This is a genomic window from Yoonia sp. D2-7 (assembly GCF_055809435.1).
The window spans coordinates 1,367,277-1,385,333 of the sequence record NZ_CM147912.1 but is presented as its reverse complement, the minus strand read 5'-3'; the positions used below and the strand labels follow the sequence as shown (position 1 = coordinate 1,385,333).

At 55.5% G+C, this 18,057-nt stretch carries 18 protein-coding genes and 1 tRNA gene; 7 read left to right on the top strand and 12 right to left on the bottom strand.

All coding sequences use genetic code 11. From position 1 onward, the window contains the following. Positions 1-79 precede the first annotated feature (79 nt). The 4 genes from AC0L7R_RS06715 to AC0L7R_RS06700 form a co-directional block, all read right to left on the bottom strand. The gene (locus AC0L7R_RS06715) at positions 80-289 is read right to left on the bottom strand and encodes a MerR family transcriptional regulator (protein ID WP_473659760.1); all 210 of its coding nucleotides are present in this window, start codon (positions 287-289) and stop codon (positions 80-82) included. A 47-nt stretch (positions 290-336) separates the two neighbouring features. Further along, positions 337-1,032: a hypothetical protein gene (locus AC0L7R_RS06710; protein WP_473659758.1), complete on the bottom strand. Its 696-nt coding sequence runs from the start codon at positions 1,030-1,032 to the stop codon at positions 337-339. Beyond that, positions 1,025-2,218: a phage integrase central domain-containing protein gene (locus tag AC0L7R_RS06705; protein WP_473660371.1), complete on the bottom strand. Its 1,194-nt coding sequence runs from the start codon at positions 2,216-2,218 to the stop codon at positions 1,025-1,027. Before AC0L7R_RS06705 ends, AC0L7R_RS06710 begins: the two co-directional genes overlap by 8 nt. Positions 2,219-2,367: 149 nt before the next feature. Beyond that, positions 2,368-2,457, bottom strand: a tRNA-Ser gene (locus tag AC0L7R_RS06700). A 228-nt stretch (positions 2,458-2,685) separates the two neighbouring features. Here AC0L7R_RS06700 and AC0L7R_RS06695 point away from each other — a divergent pair. The 7 genes from AC0L7R_RS06695 to AC0L7R_RS06665 all read left to right on the top strand — a co-directional run bounded on the left by AC0L7R_RS06695 (position 2,686) and on the right by AC0L7R_RS06665 (position 9,141). Beyond that, positions 2,686-3,561, top strand: coding sequence for an SPOR domain-containing protein (locus AC0L7R_RS06695; protein WP_473659756.1), 876 nt, complete (start codon positions 2,686-2,688; stop codon positions 3,559-3,561). A 26-nt stretch (positions 3,562-3,587) separates the two neighbouring features. Then, positions 3,588-4,784: a serine hydrolase gene (locus AC0L7R_RS06690; protein WP_473659754.1), complete on the top strand. Its 1,197-nt coding sequence runs from the start codon at positions 3,588-3,590 to the stop codon at positions 4,782-4,784. Positions 4,785-4,787: 3 nt separating this feature from the next. Continuing rightward, positions 4,788-5,408 (top strand): dTMP kinase, encoded by a 621-nt coding sequence (gene tmk / locus AC0L7R_RS06685; protein ID WP_473659752.1) that lies wholly within the window; start codon positions 4,788-4,790, stop codon positions 5,406-5,408. Beyond that, positions 5,405-6,529, top strand: a complete 1,125-nt coding sequence (locus tag AC0L7R_RS06680; protein ID WP_473659750.1) for a DNA polymerase III subunit delta' — start codon at positions 5,405-5,407, stop codon at positions 6,527-6,529. The genes tmk and AC0L7R_RS06680 overlap by 4 nt, the downstream gene beginning before the upstream one ends. A gap of 9 nt (positions 6,530-6,538) precedes the next feature. After that, positions 6,539-7,327 carry a TatD family hydrolase gene (locus tag AC0L7R_RS06675; RefSeq protein WP_473659748.1) on the top strand — a complete coding sequence of 263 codons (789 nt, stop codon included), beginning with the start codon at positions 6,539-6,541 and terminating at the stop codon, positions 7,325-7,327. Beyond that, entirely contained in the window at positions 7,324-8,139 is an 816-nt protein-coding gene (locus AC0L7R_RS06670) for an MBL fold metallo-hydrolase (RefSeq protein ID WP_473659746.1), read from the top strand. The genes AC0L7R_RS06675 and AC0L7R_RS06670 overlap by 4 nt, the downstream gene beginning before the upstream one ends. A gap of 72 nt (positions 8,140-8,211) precedes the next feature. Next, positions 8,212-9,141 (top strand): AEC family transporter, encoded by a 930-nt coding sequence (locus AC0L7R_RS06665; RefSeq protein ID WP_473659744.1) that lies wholly within the window; start codon positions 8,212-8,214, stop codon positions 9,139-9,141. An 87-nt stretch (positions 9,142-9,228) separates the two neighbouring features. Here the strand turns inward: AC0L7R_RS06665 and AC0L7R_RS06660 are convergent, their stop codons facing one another. From AC0L7R_RS06660 to AC0L7R_RS06625, 8 genes are all read right to left on the bottom strand, one after another. Further along, positions 9,229-10,125: an ABC transporter permease gene (locus tag AC0L7R_RS06660; RefSeq protein ID WP_247128306.1), complete on the bottom strand. Its 897-nt coding sequence runs from the start codon at positions 10,123-10,125 to the stop codon at positions 9,229-9,231. 6 nt (positions 10,126-10,131) lie between these two features. Then, positions 10,132-11,739: an ABC transporter permease subunit gene (locus tag AC0L7R_RS06655; RefSeq protein ID WP_473659742.1), complete on the bottom strand. Its 1,608-nt coding sequence runs from the start codon at positions 11,737-11,739 to the stop codon at positions 10,132-10,134. 1 nt (position 11,740) lies between these two features. Continuing rightward, on the bottom strand, positions 11,741-12,031 hold the full coding sequence (locus AC0L7R_RS06650; protein ID WP_348107235.1) for a DUF1330 domain-containing protein: 291 nt from the start codon (positions 12,029-12,031) through the stop codon (positions 11,741-11,743). Between the two features lie 62 nt (positions 12,032-12,093). Continuing rightward, a complete protein-coding gene (locus AC0L7R_RS06645) occupies positions 12,094-13,200 on the bottom strand; it encodes an extracellular solute-binding protein (RefSeq protein WP_247128309.1) in 1,107 nt (368 codons plus the stop codon). Between the two features lie 72 nt (positions 13,201-13,272). After that, positions 13,273-14,373 (bottom strand): polyamine ABC transporter ATP-binding protein, encoded by a 1,101-nt coding sequence (locus AC0L7R_RS06640; protein WP_473659740.1) that lies wholly within the window; start codon positions 14,371-14,373, stop codon positions 13,273-13,275. Positions 14,374-14,553: 180 nt separating this feature from the next. Beyond that, complete coding sequence (locus AC0L7R_RS06635; RefSeq protein WP_473659738.1) at positions 14,554-16,416, bottom strand: Hint domain-containing protein; 1,863 nt, start codon at positions 16,414-16,416, stop codon at positions 14,554-14,556. Between the two features lie 160 nt (positions 16,417-16,576). Then, positions 16,577-16,927, bottom strand: a complete 351-nt coding sequence (locus AC0L7R_RS06630) for an Hpt domain-containing protein (RefSeq protein ID WP_473659736.1) — start codon at positions 16,925-16,927, stop codon at positions 16,577-16,579. 29 nt (positions 16,928-16,956) lie between these two features. Then, complete coding sequence (locus tag AC0L7R_RS06625) at positions 16,957-18,012, bottom strand: HD domain-containing phosphohydrolase (protein ID WP_473659734.1); 1,056 nt, start codon at positions 18,010-18,012, stop codon at positions 16,957-16,959. Between the last annotated feature and the right edge of the window lie 45 nt (positions 18,013-18,057).

Sequence of the window (18,057 nt, the reverse complement as noted above, 5' to 3'; positions counted from 1 at the left end):
AACGCAAATTCACTGCGTGTGGAAACCGTCAGGGTGCACAGACCCCATGATTGGCTCAAAAGAAGTGATGAAGGGACCATTATTTGCCCCCCACATTCGGGTCGACGCGGTGCGCTTCAACCCATTGATTGAGATCACACCCACGGTAAACGATCTTACGACCCAGACGGTAATAGGCAGGGCCCATCCCTTTGTGGCGCCATTGCGCAAGCTTGTCACGGTCACCAAGCAGCTCAAGCTCAGGGTCACCCAAGACATAGCTACGTTTGTTTTCAAATATGTTCGTCACTGCCAACATCCATTCGGTTGCTTTGGTTTGCAACGAATGGATGCCCATTAATCTACATCAAACGTCAGTCCCCGATTTCCAAATCGGGGACCCCAAAGCTTTGATATATATAGAAAAGAAATTTGCTCTTCTGGGTCGACGTAGGGCACTTTGGTGCCCCTCGGGCAATTCTCACTCAAGCAGCGCCGGAACTCCTCAGCCAAATGCAGGACATTCAAACCTTGCTCCGGATTGCCTTCGCAATACTCCAGCGCCATGCCCAAATGCACTACGCCACGGTAAGTGTTCCAAACTTTCCGAATGACATCCTTGTCGCGCGCACCGCTAATCTTTTCGACCTTCGCGACATCCCGGACCTGCTCGAGAATTCCGCCACGCGACTGAACGCCTTCAAACTTTTCGTCTTTGATCGAGAGATAAATCACGCGACCTATATGCTCAGCGATGTTGAGCTTGCGCTCATTTTTAGCCTCGTATCGTTTACCGGTCTCTGAGAACTCAAAAGCTGCTTCCGTTCTTTGCGCCGCCGTCAGCGCGACCCATTGTAGAAACTCTGAATTCGCTGGGTCAGATCGCCACTTTGGGCCCAGCTTCCGCATCAACTTATCGATCCTATCAGCCACGACATCATGCTTTACATTCTTGATGGCCCTTTCGCGCAGATCCATCGTCTCTTCGCTCAAGCCGACCCTGACAAGCTCGATAAACATGAGGTCAAGCTCGTTCAATGTGACCTCAAGCATCTTGAGCCTCCGCAGACCGCCCCGATGCAACAAATTCTGACCACCGGTCCATCAGGGCTCTTCGCTTCTCCAGCAGGTCGGAGCGAGCGTACGCACGCTCGACATCTGACCCCACGCGATGTGACAGGCTCATCTCGGCAACCTCACGCGGCGCACTCGCCACTTCTGACGCCCAGTCCCGGAAGGTGGATCGGAAACCGTGAACGGTAACGCCCTCAACATTCATCCGCCGCAACAACATCAGCATCGACATGTTCGACATCGGCTTATGGCGCTTTTGCCCCTCAAAAACAAAATCCGACTTTAACTCACGTAGCGGCTCAATGATTGCCAACATCTCGTCGGTCAGCGGCACGCGGTGCACCTCACCGGTTTTCATCCGCTCTTCAGGGCAGGTCCACAGCCGTTCGTCAAAGTCGATTTCCGGCCAGCGCATGCCCAGAACCTCATTGGTGCGCGACCCGGTCAGGCAGGTAAAGCGCAGCGCGCTTGCTGACATCGCATTGCGGGATGTCAGATCGGCGTAGAACGCAGGCACATCCTGCCACCGCATTGCCATGTGATGTTTCGGCTTTGCTTTCACCTTGGGAAGAACCTGCGCATCTTTGATCGCCGTCACAGGGTTCTCGCCAGATCGCAATCCTTTGGATTTTGCGACGTCGAGCACAATCTTGATACGCTGAGACAAGCGTCGTGCGGTTTCGTGCTTTTCGGTCCAGATCGGGGACAGGCACATCAGCACCTCGGGCTGGTCAATGCTATCGATCGGCATGCGGCCTATCTTCGGAAAGGCATAATCACGCAATGTGTTGATCCATTGCTGTCCATGTTTCTGGTTTTTCCAAGTAGGCATGCGGTCAATGTGAACCTGTTGGGCGACTTCCTCGAAGGTCGGCACCTCTTTGTGCGCATTGAAACGTGGGTTGAGGCCCTGCTTTGCCATCCGACGATACTCAAGCGCGCGCTCTCTCGCTTGGTTCAGCGTGACGATGTCAGCACCACCCAAACCAAAGTCTGTCCGCAGGGGACCACCTTTTTTATTCCTCTGGCCTTTGACGACAACGCGCACAATCCAGCGCCGCGCACCGCTTGGGTCGACCACAAGGTACAACCCATTGCCGTCGCCGTGCCGCCCAGCGCTTAGATTCTCAACGAGCTTCTTCGTCAGCTTACCAGATAGAGCCACAATATATACCACATTCCATACCACTCAAGGAACGAATATAGACGCAATTGAACGAAACTCAAGAAAATCGAAGAAAGAGAACAAACCCATAAAAACAAAAGAAAAAAGCCGCTCAAAGCGGCTCTATCAAATCGTACAAATATGCAAAATGGCGGAGGCTCAGGGATTCGAACCCTGGGAGGACTTTCACCCTCGTCGGTTTTCAAGACCGGTGCATTCGACCACTCTGCCAAGCCTCCGCTGGGGGGCTTCTTAGGGCCATTGATTTGGAAGGTAAAGACCCATGTTGATGAAAAATGATCGCGTGGAAATCCGCCCATGATTTTGTCTCAAGACTTCCCAAATGTGCCCTCCCCCGCTAATGTGCGCATTATATAGGGTTCAGCGTCGCATTTCATCGCTGGCCGAACAACAATGATGGGTGTCGGGTCAACCGAAACCACCGGGCAAATTTGGGGCGATTAGCAATGGCAAATGCATTGATTTCAACACCTTGGCTAAAAGGCGGCCTTGTGGCGTCGCTCATGTTAACGGTAGCAGCGTGTGAGCAGCTGGAAAACATCAGCGCCGGAGCAGAAGCAACACCAGACGCCGAAGCCGCCGCATTGCCCCTTCTTGGCGGCGCAACGGAAGAACGCGACGTCGAAGCGCCTGAAATTTTCCAGAAGACGGAAACCGGACTTTGGGACGGCCGTCCGTCACTTGGCGGTGTTTGGGTGGCGCATCCGGATGTGACGGACCCTGAACGTGTGATCATTCGTAATGAGACCAACGGGAAATTCGTGATCGGCGCCTTGTTCCGTCGTGAACGCGATAACCCTGGTCCGGCACTGCAAGTATCATCCGATGCTGCCGAGGAACTTGGTATGCTCGCCGGATCGCCCGCGACATTGAATGTTGTCGCACTGCGTCGTGAAGCTGCGCCAGTTGCACCGCCAGCCACCACCGATTTTGACGCACCCATTGAAATTGCAGCGACACCGCTGGAATCAGACCCAATCGCCGGTGCCGCCGCCGCTATTGCCGCAGCAGAAGCCGTGACACCTGCCCCCGTGGCCACGCCCGCACCTGCCCCAGTGCCGACACCCGCTGCGGCGCCTGCATCATCACTGGCGAAACCGTTTATCCAAATCGGTATTTTCAGTGTCGAAGAAAACGCGAACAACACCGCGACGTCGTTGCGCCAAGATGGCATGTCTGCCACCGTGCTAGCCCAAAACAGCCAAGGCAAACCGTTCTGGCGTGTGATCGTGGGCCCTGCCCCGACTGCTGCGGATCGGGCTGCGATCTTGGATAAGGTCAAGGCGCTCGGCTTTGCTGACGCCTACTTCGTAAGCAACTAAACCCACTTCAATCGGAGCTGTCACCGATGCCTATTCCTTTTGTCCGTACTGGCCTTGCCCTGATCGTCAGCATGGTCTGGAGCGTCGCGGCGCTTGCTCAAACCTTTGACACACGCGCTACGGCTGCCTATGTGATCGACCAAACAACAGGCACTGTTCTGTTGGACAAGAATGCAGACGAACCATTGCCGCCCGCGTCCATGTCCAAACTGATGACGATCTACATGGCGTTTGAGGCCGTGGCCGACGGCATCTTGCGCATTGATGAACGGTTGCCCGTGTCTACACATGCCGCATCCTATGGCGGGTCATCCATGTTTTTGGACACCACCGACCGTGTAACTGTCGAAGACCTGTTGCGCGGCGTGATCGTTTTGTCCGGTAATGACGCAAGCGCTGTGTTGGCCGAGGCACTGTCGCTTGACGGGACAGAAGCAGGATTCGCCCGTCAGATGACCGAACGCGGGCGTCGCATGGGCATGACGAATTCGTCCTTTGCCAATTCAAACGGCTGGCCTGCTGCCGGTCATCGCATGTCGATGCGTGATTTGGGCATTCTCGCGAACCGTCTGATCACCGACTACCCCACCTATTATCCGCTGTTTTCCGAACGCGAATTTGCCTTCGACAACCGCGTCCCGTCCAACACCCGCAACCGCAACCCGATCCTGAGCCTTGGGATCGGCGCGGATGGTCTAAAAACAGGTCACACGCAGGAAGCCGGTTACGGGCTGGTTGGGTCTGCAAAACAAGGTGATCGCCGGATTATTTTTGTGATTACAGGTCTCGACAGTTCGCAGGCCCGCGCAGAAGAAGCCGAGAAAATCGTGAATTGGGCTTTCCGCCAGTTTGCCCAAAAGGAAGTAGCCCAAGGTGGCACGCGGATCGCCGAAGCAGAAGTCTGGATGGGCGAGCAGCCTTCCGTTGGTTTGACCGTTGCAGATGACGTTTCACTGTTGGTGCCCGTGGTAAACCAAGACGGTCTGGACGCCGAAGTCATCTACACAGGCCCGTTCGAGGCCCCGATCACAGCCGGTCAGGAACTGGGCGAATTGGTAATCTCACTAGATGGTCTCCCCGAACACCGTGTCCCATTGGTCGCAGAACATGACGTGCCGCAGGGTGGTTTCAACACGCGGCTGCGCGTGGCAGGCGAAGTGCTTTGGGGTAAGTTCGGCCCAACGGCAGAAGCCCCCGAAGCCGCGACAGAGGCTGAGTCCTAATTGATGACCAAGGGCCGTTTCATTACGTTCGAGGGCATCGACGGCTCTGGTAAATCCACCCAATCGCGGACGTTGAAAGCGTCACTTGAAGCGGCGGGACAAGACGTGATCCTCACGCGCGAACCGGGCGGATCACCCGGTGCCGAGGAAATCCGCAACCTTGTCCTGACGGGCGAACCGGACCGTTGGTCTGCGGAAACCGAAATCCTGCTGTTTACCGCATCCCGCCGCGACCATCTGGAAAAGACAATCGCACCTGCGTTGGCCACTGGCCAAACCGTTATTTCGGATCGTTTCGCAGACAGCACCCGCGTCTATCAAGGTGCCACCCGTGGTGATCTGCGCGGCATGGTGGATCAATTGCACAGCCTGATGATTGGCCGGGAACCGGACCTTACCTTTATTATCGACATGGAGCCTGAGGTCGCGCTGACCCGTGGTCTTGCGCGCAATTCCGGCGAGGACAGGTTCGAAGATTTCGGCCTGCCGTTCCAAGAAACCTTGCGCCACGGCTTCTTGTCGCTCGCCAAGTCTTTCCCAGAGCGTTGCATTCTGATCGACGGCAATCGCAAACCAGACGCGATCGCAGCCGATATCGCCACCCAATATGCCGCCCGCACATGAGCGACGATATCCCCGAACCCGACCGGATCGAAGGCGCACCGCATCCACGCGAAACACCCGTCCTATTTGGACAATCGGCGGCAGAGGCGTCGTTTCTAGAGGCCTTCAATGCCGGCCGCCTGCATTCCGGTTGGTTGATCACTGGTCCGCGCGGCGTGGGAAAAGCGACGCTGGCATGGAAGATCGCCACATTTTTGTTGTCACAAGAACCAGATCAGGGTGACGGTTTGTTTGGCGCGCCGCCCCCGCCGGAAACCTTGCATGTTGACGAAGACCATCCCGATGCGCGGCTTGTTCAATCGGGCGCGCATCCGCGTTTGTTTATCGTCCGTCGTCCCTATGACGAGAAAACAAAGAAGCTAAAAGCAGACATTACTGTCGATGCCGTGCGCGGTGTGAAGGGCTTCTTTCACATGTCCGCCACTGACGGCGGGCGGCGCGTTGTCATTGTCGATGCAGCGGACGAATTGAACCGCAACGCGGCCAACGCCATCCTCAAGGAACTCGAAGAACCACCCGCTGACACAACGATCCTGCTGATCGCGCACCAACCGTCACGCCTTTTACCGACGATCCGGTCCCGCTGCCGCGAATTGCGCTGTGGGCCGTTGGGCGCAGACGACCTAAGCCAAGCGCTGACCCAAGCGGGCCATACCGCAGATGCCACCGAAGCACTGACCGTTTTGGCGGGCGGGTCGGCAGGCGATGCCATCGCGATGCTGAACCACGACGGATTACCGCGTTATGCCGAAATCATCAAAGTGATGGACAACTTGCCCAATGCAGACCGCCCCGCCGCGCTTTCGCTCGCGAACTCCTGCGCAGGTGTTGCGAACGTGGTCCGCTACGGCCTGACGCTTGATCTGATCGACCATTTTCTCGCACGGTGCGCACGTGCCGGACTGCTTGGCCCACCCGCCACACAAGGCGCACCCGGCGAGGCCCGATTGCTGGCACGTCTGTCGCCTGATGATCGGGCTGCCCGCGCTTGGGCGCAGTTACAGCAAGACCTGACTGCAAGGATCAGACACGGGCGGGCAGTGAACCTTGACCCTGCTGCTTTGGTCCTAGATATCGTATTTAAGATCGAAGAAACCGCACGGGCCGTTGCTGCCCGCTAAAGGCAGATTATGACCCTTCCTATTCTTGTCGACAGCCACTGCCACCTTGATTTTCCGGACTTTGATGCCGAACGCCCTGACGTGATTCAGCGGGCGTTGGACGCGGGCGTGACTCGCATGGTGACGATCTGCACACGCCTGCGCAATGAACCAAGCGTGCGGGCGATCGCGGAAGCGCATGATCCCGTGTTTTACGCCTGCGGCACCCATCCGATGTCAGCGGCAGAGGAACCATTGGCCAGCGTCGATGAACTGATCAAGATTGCACAGCACCCGAAAATGGTCGGGATCGGTGAGACGGGCCTAGATTACCATTACACATCCGAAAGCGCTGATATCCAAAAAGAAAGCCTGCGTATTCACATCACAGCAGCGCGTGAAACGGGCCTGCCACTGATCATTCATGCACGCGGCGCCGATGATGACATGGCCCGCATTCTGGCGGAAGAACACGCAAACGGGGCGTATTCCTGCGTGATGCATTGCTTCTCAAGCTCGCCTGAATTGGGTCGTGCGGCACTCGATCTGGGTTTTTATCTGTCGATGTCCGGCATCGCGACATTCCCGAAAAGCCAAGAGGTGCGCGACATCTTTGCGGCGGCCCCGTTGGACCGCATTCTTGTGGAAACCGACAGTCCATACCTTGCTCCGCCGCCGAATCGCGGCAAACGTAATGAACCAGCGTACACCGCACATACGGCGGCCAAAGGGGCCGAGGTTTTTGGCATCTCGCTCGACGATTTCGCGAAAGCCACAACCGCCAATTTTGACCGCTTGTTCACGAAAGCCGCAGGATGAGCGACACGATCACCTTTCGTATTCTCGGCTGCGGGTCATCCGGTGGCGTGCCGCGCCTGTCGGATACGCCCGGCGGCAACTGGGGCGCCTGTGATCCAACGAATCCCAAGAACCGGCGCAGCCGCTGCGCCCTGCTTGTGACATGCAAAGGGCCAAACGGCATCACGCGCGTGCTTGTCGACACCACGCCAGACATGCGGCAGCAATTGCTGGACGCCGGCATCGGATCGCTGGACGCCGTGGTCTATACACATGCGCACGCCGACCATTTGCACGGGATCGACGACCTACGGATGGTTGTCTTCAACATGCGCCAACGCCTACAGGTCTATGCGGATCAAGATACAACAGATGCGCTGATGGATCGTTTCGGCTATGCGTTCGTCCAGCCCAAAGGGTCATCTTACCCACCGATCTGTGAATGGAACCTCATCGACCAGCCCTTTGAAATTACAGGGGATGGCGGCCCCATTTCGTTCACTCCGATCCCTGTCGAACACGGCGCGATGGTCACCTATGGCTTCCGGATCAATGACTGTGCCTATGTGCCTGACGTGGCTGACTTCCCGGACACAAGCTGGCCGCTCTTGGAGAACCTCGATCTATGGATCATCGACGCTTTACGCCGCGATCCGCACCCGACCCATGCCCACTTGGAAAAGACGCTTGGCTGGATTGACCAGATCAAACCCAAGCAAGCTGTGTTGACCAATATGCACAACGATCTCGACTACGCGACGCTCGCAGCAGAAACCGCAGACCATATTCAACCCGCCTATGACGGGCTGACCCTGACGCTACCAATCACATAACCGGATCGCCCCCGACTTCTTTTGGTCGTAAATACCTCCGCCGGAGGCGCCAACATATCGAAAGTCCCTGCCATGGGCGTTCTATTAAATGTCATCCTTCCCGTCTTCCTCGTGATCGGCTTTGGCTATGTCGCGGTTTGGCGCAAGTATTTCAGCGACGAAGGCGTCGATGGATTGATGAAGTTTACCCAGAACTTTGCGATCCCGTGCCTGCTATACCGTGCGATTTCGACTCTGGACCTAAGCCAGAACTTCGACTTTGCGCTCTTGGGTAGCTTCTATACAGGCGCCATTGCAGGGTTCGCGATTGGCATGATCGGGGCGAAAGTCATCTTCAAACGGGATTGGGAAGATGCGGTTGCCATTGGTTTTGTGGGCCTGTTTTCCAATTCCTTGCTGCTTGGCTTGCCGATCACTGAACGGGCCTACGGCGCAGGTGCGCTGGAAGCCAACTACACGATCATCGCGGTCCATTCGCCAATTTGCTATTTCGTCGGCATCACAGCGATGGAGATCGCCCGCAATCGCGGTGGATCGTTTACGTCCCTGCCAGGCAAAGTGCTTAAGGCGATGTTCCGCAACGCACTGATCTTGGGGATCAGCCTCGGGTTCATCGTGAATCTTGGCGGCATTCCTGTGCCCGGTGTCATCACCGACGCGATTGATTTGATGGTCCGCGCAGCCCTGCCAGCAGCGCTCTTTGGTTTGGGCGGCGTGTTGTATCGTTACAGACCCGAAGGCGACATCAAAACGATCCTGTTTATCGTCTGCGTGTCGCTTGTCGTGCACCCGACAACAGTCTGGCTCTTGGGGAAATGGAACGGGCTGAGCACGGACGCGTTCCGTTCGGCGATTCTGACCTCTGCGATGGCACCGGGGATCAACACCTACGTCTTTGCCAACATGTACGGCAAAGCCAAACGCGTTGCGGCATCCGCAGTACTGTTCGGCACAGCGTTGTCTATCCTGTCGGTTTGGCTGTGGCTCGCTATCTTGCCCTAGAACCTTTTCTTTTGGTCCTAAATATCTCGGGGCTGGCCCCCCAGTGTCGCGACGCCAAAGGCGACGCAATACCTGCAAGAGAACGACCTAGCTCGGTGACATGCCCCGCAACCGCTCTGACCGACGGCGCAGCAACTCAACCACGAACAACAGAACAATCGAAATCGCGATCAGGATCGTCGCGACCGCCAAAATCGTCGGGCTGATCTGTTCGCGCAGGCCTGTAAACATCTGCCAAGGCAGCGTTTTCTGACCGGCAGAGCCAACGAATAGCACCACGACAACTTCATCGAACGATGTGATGAACGCGAACAACCCGCCTGACACAACGCCCGGCAAGATCAGCGGCATCTGCACGCGAAAGAAAGTCGTCACCGGCCCTGCCCCCATGTTCGCCGCCGCACGCGTCAGGGATTTATCAAACCCCACCAGCGTCGCAGTTACAGTGATAATCACAAACGGAATACCTAAAGCTGCGTGTGCCAGCACAACACCAATATAAGTGCCGGTCAGTGTGAAAGGCAGTTCGAGCTTGCCGTAGAACGGGATCGGGATGTACGGGTTGGAATAGAAGAAATACATGCCCGTCGCTGAAATGATCAGCGGCACAATCATCGGCGAAATCAGGATCGCCATGATGGCGCGCCGGAACGGCACGTGGCTTTGCGACAGACCAATCGCGGCCAACGTCCCCAAGGACACCGACAAGATCGTCGCAACAGGTGCGATCCTGAGTGAGTTCTTCAACGCCAACTGCCAATCGGAACTGGTGAAGAAGTCTTCATAGTGTTTCGTCGAATAGCCTTCCGGATCGAAAGCCAGCATTTCCGGCGTGAACGTAAAGAAATCCTGCGCGTTAAACGACAGCGGAATGATCACGACAATCGGCGCGATCAGGAAGAAAAAGATCAACCCGCAGATAATCCGGAAACTGTAATACCACACCGTTTGGCCGGGGGTCGCATATGTTGGCAAACCTGACATGTTTTCTTACCCTAGCTTTACGTTGTCGATGCCGACGATCCGGTCGTAGGCCCAGTAGAAGATCAGCACGATGGCCAGCAAAATCGCACCCAATGCGGCCGCCAAGCCCCAGTTAAGGGAGCTGGAAATGTGATACGCGATCCGGTTCGAGATAAAGACACCCTTGGTCCCACCCACGATTTCAGGCGTGATGTAGTAGCCAATCGACAGGATGAACACGAGGATCGACCCCGCCCCGATGCCCGGAATGGACTGCGGGAAATAGACGCGCCAGAAGGCGGTCCAGTTCGTTGCCCCCAGCGATTTCGCCGCACGCAAATAGCTCGGCGGGATTGTTTGCATGACCGAATAAAGCGGCAGGATCATAAACGGCAGCAGGATATGCGTCATCGCAATGATCGTACCCGTTTGGTTATTGATCAATTGCAAGCGGCTGTCGTCGGCCACAAAGCCGATCCAGACCAAAACATCGTTGATCACCCCCTGCTGTTGCAGCAGCACTTTCCACGCCGATGTCCGCACCAGCAACGATGTCCAGAACGGCAGTAGCACGAGGATCATCAGAAGGTTCGCCTTGCGTGCAGGCAGGTTCGCAAGCAGCCAAGCGATTGGATAGCCCAACAGGATACAGCTGACCGTGATCGTAAAGGACATGATCATCGTGCGAATAAACAGCGTGATGTAGATCCGTTCGTTCTCTGGGCGCAATTCTGCCCCTTCGGCCCCCTTCAGGCGGTCGACAGAGTTCAGGAAATACCCGTCCGTGTAAGCAGGACTGTAAGTCTGAATGGTACGCCAAACATCGGTGCTGCCCCAGTCTTCGTCTATATCGACGAACAGCGCTTTAGGATCATCCAACGTCAAACCCGCTACGGTGGTTTGCACATCGGCAAACAAAGCTGCCTGTGCGTCTGACAATCCGTCAGTCGGGGCAGTCGTCACTTCTTGCGCAAGAACGTGAAAGAAGATCGGTAATTGCTTTTCTGTCAACGGGTTATCGCCCGCATCCATCGCGATTTCGCTGAAGGACCGGTACAGGCTGGTGGTATCCGGCAATGCAGCCTGCATTTCCGGACGTGCCTCGAATGCTGGTCCTGCGCCTGTCTCGTCCCACGCATCCACTGCGTTGGTCCAATCATCGGTGCCCAGCAATCCGCCAAACACAGACCGTTCTTTCCAAATCGGTGCGGCGTCTTCCAGTGCGTCTTGTACGGTTTCGCCAATTTCATCAACACTGCGGCCGGTTTTGCGGAACAGCGATGACACACCGGTCAATTCATAGTTCAGGCGGCTGCCTAGTCGCGTGTGGCTTTTCTCTTCGACAGCAATCGCCAGATCGCGGGCCAAAGCCTCGAACACTGCAGCGTCCGGTTCAGCTTCACCTGCGGCATCCCAATCAGCCAGCTCAACCACAGTCCGTGGGAGCGTTTCGCCAACGATTTGGTTCTCGACCGACCGAAACAGCATATCCGCAATCGGCATCACAAAGGACACGAGGATGAACAGCAAAAGCGGCGCGATCAGCATCAAGGCCCGCATCTTTTGGCGGCGCAAAGCGCGGTTCAGCGATGCTTTCAGCGGGCGACCGTCTGCTGCGAGAACTTGTTCAGCCATGTTATTCGGCCCCTTCGACGAGTACGATCATGCTGTCCGCGTTTGCTGTGCGTATCTTCATGATCTCTTGGTATTCTTCGGAATAATATGCAGCTTTCGCTGTCTCATAATCGGGGTATTCAAAGCACACGTGACGTGTGAACGCGGGGCCTTCTGGGGTCTCGGACTGACCACCGCGTACAAGTGGTTTGCCACCAAACGACGCAAGAACCGGCGAATTGCGTGTTACGTATTCTTTATACGCTTCCGCATCCTTCACGGTCACATGACCAATAATGTAGCCTTTTGGCATATCGTCCCCACACCCGATTTAGAAAGGGGGTGCGACCAGCAGGCCGCACCCCCAAAGGTCACTTACTGTGACAACCACGCCTGGAATTTCGCATCCAGATCGTCACGGTAGTCAGCCCACCATTCGTAGTTGTACAGGAACGTGTTTGTCGCGTTCGCAGGATCGGTTGGCATGTGTGGCGCCATGTCGATACCCAAAGTCGCGTGCTGACCTACGAGAGGCGCGGAAGATGCACGTGCTGGACCGTAAGAGATGTACTTTGCTTGGTCGGCCAGACGCTGTGTGTCTGTCGCGAACTTCACGTAGTCCAATGCGCGTGCTTCACGCTCTGGTGTCAGGCCCGTTGGGATGATCCAACCGTCAAGGTCGAACACCTGCGCGTCCCAAAGCATCGCAACCGGCTGGTCCTGCTCTTCGATCAGGCTGAACAGACGACCGTTGTATGTGGAACCCATGATGACTTCGCCGTCAGCCAAAAGCTGTGGAGTGTCAGCACCAGCGGACCACCAAACAACGCTGTCCTTGATGGTGTCGAGCTTGGCAAACGCCTGCGCCTGACCTTCTTCTGTTTCCAGAACGTCATACACGTCTTCGTTTGCAACTCCGTCACAGATCAAAGCCCATTCGAGGTTGTTGATCGGACGCTTTTCGAGCGAACGCATACCTGGGTATGTGTCTGTGTCGAACAATGCGCAGATTTCTGTTGGCGCAGTGTCACCAACAAGGTCTGTGCGGTAGCCAACAGTTGTCGAATAAACGATCTGTGGGATGAAGCAGTCGGATACCAGCAGATCGCCGAAATCGTCAGATGCTTTGGACCCGTCGTCGCCATCAGCAAGCTGTGTGTCCGCGTCGATTTCAAGTGCAAGACCTTCGTCGCACAGGCGGATCGCGTCGGATGCCACAACGTCAACGACGTCCCATGTCACGTTGCCCGCTTCGTTCATCGCACGCAGTTTCGCAACCGCTTCGGCAGATGATTCATCGTTGATGATCGTCACGCCTGTGTTCTCAGCATATGGGTCGTGATACGCTGCCTGTTGTGACGCAGAGTACGCGCCGCCCCAGCTAACGATTGTCATTTCATCGGCCATGTGACCGTCAGCGCCAGCTGCCAATGGTGCAATCACCAGCGCAGATGAGGCCATAAGTTTGGTAGTCAGTTTCATTGTATTCTCCCGTTAGAAGTGCCCGGATTGGTATTGAAGATCAGCAGTCCAGGCCGCCACTGATCCTTGTCTTTATGCGTCCAGCGCGCGACAATCTTCGGCCATCCAGCCGATTTCGATTGTCTCACCCGGCTTCAAGCGTACCTGATCAGGCGCGTTGCGGGTTTTCACCACAAATTCGTCGCTTCCAGCAACACGCAGACGCGTGCGGAAAATGTCGCCCATATAAATGAATTCGAGCACTTCGGCCTTCAACGTGTGTGCATCGTCGTGCAGACGTTCGCGGTTGAATTCGACCCGTTCTGGACGGATTGAAACCTTCGTGCGGTCGCCCACGTTGCTGACGTTCACGGGCACTGCATCGATGATGTCGCCGCTATCAAGCTGCACAATGCATGTGTTGCCTTTGATTTCCTTCACCACACCTTCAAGCGTGTTATTTTCACCAATGAACTGCGCGACAAAGCTGTTCTCGGGCTTTTCATACAGCTCATCCGGCGGGGCCAACTGTTGAATACGTCCATCATCAAACACGGCAACACGGTCTGACATGGTCAGCGCCTCTGTCTGGTCGTGGGTCACGTAAACGGTTGTAATACCAAGCGAATGGGCAAGGTTAGTGATCTCGAACTGCAACGTTTCGCGCAGTTGTTTATCAAGCGCCCCAAGCGGTTCATCCATCAACACGAGTTCCGGTTCAAACACCAGCGCCCGTGCCAGCGCGATCCGTTGCTGTTGACCACCCGACAATTGCGCCGGACGCCGTCCTGCGAAATCGCCCATCTGAACCATATCCAACGCACGTTTCACTTTTGCTTCGCGATCTGACCTGCCCATTTTGCGGACTTCCAGCGGGAAGGACAGGTTTTCGGCAACCGTCATGTGCGGGAACAGCGCGTAGTTTTGGAACACCATCCCGATGCCACGCTTGTGTGGCGGGATATTATTGATCGACACGCCATCCAGCAAAATATCGCCGTGGGTGGCTGTTTCAAACCCTGCTAACATCATGAGGCAAGTCGTTTTGCCGGACCCTGACGGCCCAAGCATCGTCAAAAACTCGCCCTTGGGCATTGAAAGATTCAGATCTTTTACAACAAGGTTTTCCCCGTCGTAGCTTTTCTGGACCCGCTCAAAAGCGACAAACGCGCCATCACCAGTCGTAGCAGTCAAAAGTCTCTCCCCAGAGTGTGGCGGAATCTTTGTCCGTCCGGGGATCACCTTAGATCAGTACTAGTATTCTGCAACCTTTGATCTGAACAACGAACGCGTAAAGACGAAACGATCATGAACTGACTGATTTTACGGCATTCTACAGCGTTGTTGCAGCATCTGCAGTCTAAACGACTTTTGCTACATCCTGACCATCTGCGCTTCGTGCTTGCGTAAACACCGTCTGGCGGTTTGTCCGTACTGCGATAAATCGGCCCGCAGTTCGGGGAAAATGTCGAATAGTTCCGCCCGCGCGGCATCATCAACGGACGCGACACCTTCTTCACCGGGATGGAAGCTTTCGGTGGCAGCGCCATTCGCGTAGACCACTTCATGCGTGTCGAACAACATATGGATATAGGTCACGACCCCGCCTTCCTGACGAGTGACATCATGGCCATCGACCAAATGTTTGGCGGCCAAGAGAACCTCGGATTCCCCGAACAAAAGCTCTGCGCGGTAGCCCGTGAACAACATCCTGTGCTGTGGCGACACCAAAAGCGGCTGTTCAAGCCCAGTCACGACGCCAGGCCGGATCAGGATCGGGGCCAGTTTGCCTTGGGCACGCACCGCACGCTGTCCGATCCAGCGGATCGGCTGCAAACCGTGGTCGCGAGTCATGACGCGATCCCCGACCTGTAGCGTTTCGATCGGACGTTCCCCATGCGGAGTCGCAATCATCGCGCCGGGTGTAAAACAAGGAATACCAGCGGCATGCAGCTGCGCGTTTGTCGACATTTGTGCAGGCGTCACGCCCTGCAGAACAACTGTTTCGCCTTCCGGGAACGTGAGCTTCGCGTTCCCTGCCCCATCGTCAGACACCGACACATCGCCGACCCGAATTGGGCTGCCATCCGGATTTTGCAGCCCGCTGACGTCAAACTGGTCGTTGTAGAACCCGTTGCCATCTGTGTCCGACACGTCAAAGTCAGTGACAACGTCGTCGTTCCCGCCCTGTTCAAACCGCAGGGTGTCTTCGCCAGTGCCCGTCGTGATCGTATCGTTGCCCGTGCCGCTATCGAACCAATCGTTACCGTCACCGCCAAACAACGTGTCATTGCCCGACCCACCGTCGACGAAGTCGTCTCCTGCGCCCCCATAGACTACGTCATGGCCGAGCCCCCCCAAAACGCTGTCGTCCCCGTCGCCGCCGAAAAGAATGTCGTCGCCGTTATTACCGTCAATCGAATCCGCGCCAGTGCCACCATATAGTGCGTCATCGCCATAACCGCCGAAGATATCATCATTACCGGCGCCCGACGTCACCGTAATATTGCTAACCATATCTGACGCATCGATGGTGTCGTTCCCACCGCTGGTCTCGATTTCCTCGATCCCATCGATAATACCGGAGCTACCGCCAGCGTTCTGGGTGTACGCCGCCTGTTGCGTGTCCATGTCGTAGCTAATGCTGACGTCGCTATCGCTAAAAAAGCTTATCGTGTCTTGGCCAGTGCCGCCAAAAACAGTGTCGTTCCCCGCCACGTCAAGCAGTTCGAAAGTGTCGTCTCCGTCTTGACCATATAGCGTGTCGTCGCCGTCTTCGCCCCGTACCTGATCATTTCCAGCACCCGCATAGATCAGGTCGTCGCCAAGCCCCCCCGACAAAAAATCATCGCCATCTTTTCCGTGAAGCGTGTCGTTCCCGCTTTCCCCATAAACAACGTCGTCGCCATTGCCTGCGTAAACAGTGTCGTGACCGTCACCAGCGGCCACCCCGTTTCCACTAGCTTCAGAGGTGTGGATCTGGTCGTCGCCGGCGCCGCCATAAAGAATATCGCTGGTTAGATCGTCACCGCCGTACAGGGTGTCATTTCCGTCACCGCCATAAAGTGTGTCACGATCATCGCCAGCCGCCAGCGTGTCATTTCCGGCGCCACCATAAAGCGTATCGCTACCTGCGTCGGTCCAGATTTGATCGTTGCCTGCTTCGCCCGAAATCGTGTCAGATCCGGTCGTGCCGGACACCGTATCGTTGCCGCTTGTTCCGTACACCGTTGCCATAACCGAACCCACCGTACATTCCAAAGTTGGGATCGGTATAGGATTAGGCTGACTAACAGGATGTGAAGAATTCAGACCTGATTAACAAAGGTTTTCATAAACTGAACACTTCTTTTCTGTAAAATTTTCAATCATTTAATCTAATTGATCTGTCATGGTGTTAGCTGGACGCCACGCGTTTTGCGACAGCCACGCTCTGACGCAAAATGTCTATCACTCCCGCCACATCAGTCCGCGTCGCATCGGCCTTATCTCGTAAGTTTTGTGCGATTACCCCGACGCCTCGCAAACCCAATGTCGCAGCAGCCCCTTTTAACGCGTGAAGCTCTGCATCGAGGTTACGCAGTGTCGGCCCGCCCTGCTGGCCACCCGCATTTTGCAACAGCGCCCGTCCGTCGTCTGTCAATTGCTCAAGCAATTGCACATACAAGTATTCCCCCAATTCGGCCAAGACAGACAGCAATTGGTCCAAGTCGATAAGATCCAGATCATCATCAGGAAATTTGGTCACGATTTTCACTACCTGAACGCGACGTGTCATTATGCCGACAAAGCTGACAAAGACTTGTCGACATCAACTTGATAAATCTGCCGGGTTTCATCAATTCCGGCCGAAAATGCGTCCACGCATGCAGGGTCAAAGTGTTTTCCGGATTGGTTGATGATTTCCACACAGGCCTTTTCAAACGGCCAAGCGGGTTTATACGTCCGTTCTGAGCAGAGTGCATCAAATACATCAGCAACCGCAGTAATCCGACCGGACAACGGGATTGCATCGCCTGCCAGGCCTGCACCGTAGCCCGTCCCGTCCCATTTCTCGTGATGATACAGCGCGATTTCATGCGCCATCCGGATCAATTCACTTTCCCCACCCTGAAGGATTTCGGACCCGATTGACGTATGCGTTTCGATCACTTGACGTTCTTCACAGGTCAACGCACCCGGCTTGTTCAGAACAGCATCACTGATACCGATCTTGCCAGTGTCGTGAAGTGGTGTCGCAAGATACAAAGTGCAGCAGTATTGTTTGCTGAGGCCCATATGCTTGGCAATGACCTTTGCCACTGACGCGACACGCGACACATGTTCACCTGTCGACCCATCGCGCGTTTCAATCGCGCGCGACAGTCGCCAGATCAATTCTTCTTCACGTTCTACAAGTTTTTTCGTGGCTTTTTGAACTTCGAAATCAAGGTGCATTGCACGATCCAACAAGGCCAATTGCGCCTCGCGCAAAGACAACAAATTGCGAACCCGAACGCGCAATTCTTCTGGATCAAATGGCTTGTTCAGGAAATCCGTGGCCCCAGACCGTACCGCCGACAACCGCAATTCGCGATCGCCATCCGCCGTCAGCATGATAATCGGGACAAATTGATAGTCGGGCATCGCGCGCAGTGCTTTCACACACGCGATCCCGTTCATTTCGCCCATCCGGTAATCGACCAAAACGAGATCAAAAATCATCTGCGCACAACGTTCAAGCGCGACCTCTGGATTCGTGAAGCATTCGACATCGTGCGCGGCCATACGCGACAACACGGCGCGAATAACGTTCAGACAGATGCTTTCGTCATCAATGATACAAATACGCATGACACACCTCAAAATACGCAAAACGGAATCAGTTTGCCCGACCCC

What these genes read in the sequence shown, in the direction of transcription:
- AC0L7R_RS06710 (WP_473659758.1), bottom strand. Translation starts at nt 1,032, where the DNA reads ATGCTTGAGGTCACATTGAACGAGCTTGACCTCATGTTTATCGAGCTT.
- AC0L7R_RS06655 (WP_473659742.1), bottom strand. Translation starts at nt 11,739, where the DNA reads ATGGCTGAACAAGTTCTCGCAGCAGACGGTCGCCCGCTGAAAGCATCG.
- AC0L7R_RS06670 (WP_473659746.1), top strand. Translation starts at nt 7,324, where the DNA reads ATGAGCGACACGATCACCTTTCGTATTCTCGGCTGCGGGTCATCCGGT.
- AC0L7R_RS06680 (WP_473659750.1), top strand. Translation starts at nt 5,405, where the DNA reads ATGAGCGACGATATCCCCGAACCCGACCGGATCGAAGGCGCACCGCAT.
- AC0L7R_RS06675 (WP_473659748.1), top strand. Translation starts at nt 6,539, where the DNA reads ATGACCCTTCCTATTCTTGTCGACAGCCACTGCCACCTTGATTTTCCG.
- AC0L7R_RS06690 (WP_473659754.1), top strand. Translation starts at nt 3,588, where the DNA reads ATGCCTATTCCTTTTGTCCGTACTGGCCTTGCCCTGATCGTCAGCATG.
- AC0L7R_RS06645 (WP_247128309.1), bottom strand. Translation starts at nt 13,200, where the DNA reads ATGAAACTGACTACCAAACTTATGGCCTCATCTGCGCTGGTGATTGCA.
- AC0L7R_RS06695 (WP_473659756.1), top strand. Translation starts at nt 2,686, where the DNA reads ATGGCAAATGCATTGATTTCAACACCTTGGCTAAAAGGCGGCCTTGTG.
- AC0L7R_RS06665 (WP_473659744.1), top strand. Translation starts at nt 8,212, where the DNA reads ATGGGCGTTCTATTAAATGTCATCCTTCCCGTCTTCCTCGTGATCGGC.
- tmk (WP_473659752.1), top strand. Translation starts at nt 4,788, where the DNA reads ATGACCAAGGGCCGTTTCATTACGTTCGAGGGCATCGACGGCTCTGGT.
- AC0L7R_RS06635 (WP_473659738.1), bottom strand. Translation starts at nt 16,416, where the DNA reads ATGGCAACGGTGTACGGAACAAGCGGCAACGATACGGTGTCCGGCACG.
- AC0L7R_RS06625 (WP_473659734.1), bottom strand. Translation starts at nt 18,012, where the DNA reads ATGCGTATTTGTATCATTGATGACGAAAGCATCTGTCTGAACGTTATT.
- AC0L7R_RS06650 (WP_348107235.1), bottom strand. Translation starts at nt 12,031, where the DNA reads ATGCCAAAAGGCTACATTATTGGTCATGTGACCGTGAAGGATGCGGAA.
- AC0L7R_RS06660 (WP_247128306.1), bottom strand. Translation starts at nt 10,125, where the DNA reads ATGTCAGGTTTGCCAACATATGCGACCCCCGGCCAAACGGTGTGGTAT.